Source organism: Metabacillus rhizolycopersici (assembly GCF_020075705.1).
This window is the reverse complement of sequence record NZ_JAIQUM010000183.1, coordinates 1-2,312: the sequence shown is the minus strand read 5'-3', so window position 1 is coordinate 2,312 and position 2,312 is coordinate 1. Positions and strand designations below refer to the sequence as shown.

Below are 2,312 nucleotides of genomic sequence, written 5' to 3'. Positions count from 1 at the left end.
TCATACAACCATTATGCGTTGGGTTCATCAATATGGACCTGAATTAGATGAAAGAGTACGGCGTCATCTCAAGCAAACAAACGACTCGTGGAGAGTCGATGAAACCTATATAAAAGTAAAAGGACAATGGATTTACTTTTATCGTGGAGTCGTTTAGTGTCAGTTTACAGAAAAAACTATTATTTGGTTCCAATCATTAGGCTGAAGACTTTCTGCTCTTTCACATCAAAGCATGAGGAATTTCAGTCATAGCAGCTATAATTGCACCGAAAAAAGGAACTTCTGCTCTAGGCAAGATTGTTTGAACAAAAGCCTGTTTATTCAAAGTAGGTAATTTTTTTAAAATTTCCTCTATGTGGAAAGAAAAGATACCCACTCATGTTGAAAAAATGCAATAAAATCTAACAATAATTTACCAATACTTGAAAATTTCAGGTAAGAAAACCTTACAAATTTGAGGAAACTCTTAAAATAAAATGACATACTAACACCAAGCCATATAATCCAACAGAACATTAGATAGGTCAGCCGTATACTGGAGGGTCAGCCAAGTGATTCGTTTTATTGTTCAATTTTTTACAATTCTGGTTATTTATCTTACTGCAAATACACTCGTAAAATGGTTAAATCTTCCCGTTCCAGGGAGTATCGTTGGTATGGCTTTATTGTTTTTGGCTTTGCTTCTGGGGGTTTGTAAATTATCATGGGTAGAAATGGTTGCACAGTTGCATGTTAAGCATATTACGCTACTTTTTATTCCATTTTCTGTCGGTATTTTACACTATACGCGGTATTTTCGAACCGAAGGATTTAAACTGGCTCTCATCTTAATAACAAGCAGTTTGCTTGTACTGCTTGTTACAGCATTTACTGCAGAATATTACGAAATCAAAAACAAAAGGGGGGAGCGGAATAATAATGACGGGTAACATTCTTTTATGTACCATCATCACCGTAATAAGTTATCTGATTGGGATCAAGGTATTTCGACGATATAACAAAGCATGGTTGAATCCGTTGTATACCGTTACGGTTTCGATCATCTGTCTACTGTCCTTATTTCATGTTGACTTCACGTATTATACATCCGGTACTGGAGTTTTCTCGCTGCTTTTAGGAACAGCAACTGTTTCTTTGGCTGTTCCGTTATACAAACAAATAAATTTAATCAAAAAGCATCTTTTGATCATTTTTATTGCTGTAACGGCAGGCTCCTTAGCAGGCGCTGCTTCCATTGTATTGTTGGCCAAAATAATCCATTTGAATCAAGAAATGATGTATTCTCTTATCCCGAAATCGGTTACGGCCCCTATTGCTCTGTCTATTTCTCAATCTCTTGGTGGAATCCCCGCCCTTACAACCTTGTTTGTAGTCACTTCTGCTGTTTTTTCTCTTGTCACTGGACCATTGCTTTTAAAATTCGGCCGTATCAGAAGTAAAATTGCCAGGGGACTTGCATTAGGTACCTCCGCCCAAGCGATTGGAGCAAACCGGGCATTTGAGTGGGGTGAATTAGAAGGAGCCATGGGAAGCATTGCCATGATTACTTCCGCCTTGTTTATGTCCTTGCTCACTTCACTATTTATTAATCTTTAACTTGAATTAAGGAGATGATCGTAAGATGGAAAAGAATGAACTTACCTTTTTATGCCAAATCTCTTCCAGAATAGATCTATCAAAAATTCTCCAATTTGTAGAAAAAATGAGTCAACTCAACAGCTACATTTTAATTGAAACAAGTGAAACAACGGTCAATGCTAAGAGTTTGCTTGGCATGTGCGTATTTGTCGCCAGAATAACAAGCGGCGGCACCGCCTTGTTACGTGCATCAGGATCAGATGCAGAAATTGCTCTAAAAGATCTAAAAAATTTACTTTTAGGTAGGTTTTAAGGTTCTGGTGCAAAATTTCAAGACACTTACAATTAATCTTTAAATCTTGGACATACTGATACTAGTACTCTAAAAAAGGACGTGATCAGTATGGAAAAGAAAAATCTATTCAAATGGAAACATTATCAACCTGATCTTATTTTATTAACCGTAAGATGGTACCTGAGGTACAACCCCAGTTTTCGTGATTTAGTCGAAATAATGGAAGAACGTGGACTATCTATTGCTCATACAACCATTATGCGTTGGGTACATCAATATGGACCTGAATTAGATAAACGAGTACGACGTTATCTTAAGACAACCAATGATTCCTGGAGAGTCGATGAAACCTATGTGAAAGTCAAAGGTCAATGGATGTATCTATATCGTGCCGTTGACTCGGAAGGGAATACCATTGATTTTTATCTAAGTAAAACAA

4 protein-coding genes and 1 pseudogene are annotated in these 2,312 nt (G+C 36.9%); all 5 read left to right on the top strand.

Annotated features, from left to right (window positions below; genetic code table 11):
- Window positions 1-151 (top strand): annotated as a pseudogene (locus K9V48_RS27740) (DDE-type integrase/transposase/recombinase); the annotation flags it as partial.
- A 400-nt stretch (window positions 152-551) separates the two neighbouring features.
- Entirely contained in the window at window positions 552-929 is a 378-nt protein-coding gene (locus tag K9V48_RS27735; protein ID WP_224142276.1) for a CidA/LrgA family protein, read from the top strand.
- The gene (locus K9V48_RS27730) at window positions 919-1,596 is read left to right on the top strand and encodes an LrgB family protein (RefSeq protein WP_224142275.1); all 678 of its coding nucleotides are present in this window, start codon (window positions 919-921) and stop codon (window positions 1,594-1,596) included. The genes K9V48_RS27735 and K9V48_RS27730 overlap by 11 nt, the downstream gene beginning before the upstream one ends.
- Before the next feature lie 25 nt (window positions 1,597-1,621).
- A complete protein-coding gene (locus K9V48_RS27725) occupies window positions 1,622-1,891 on the top strand; it encodes an HPr family phosphocarrier protein (protein WP_224142274.1) in 270 nt (89 codons plus the stop codon).
- A gap of 90 nt (window positions 1,892-1,981) precedes the next feature.
- The coding region (locus K9V48_RS27720; RefSeq protein ID WP_224142273.1) for an IS6 family transposase at window positions 1,982-2,312 on the top strand (331 nt) is incomplete at its 3' end.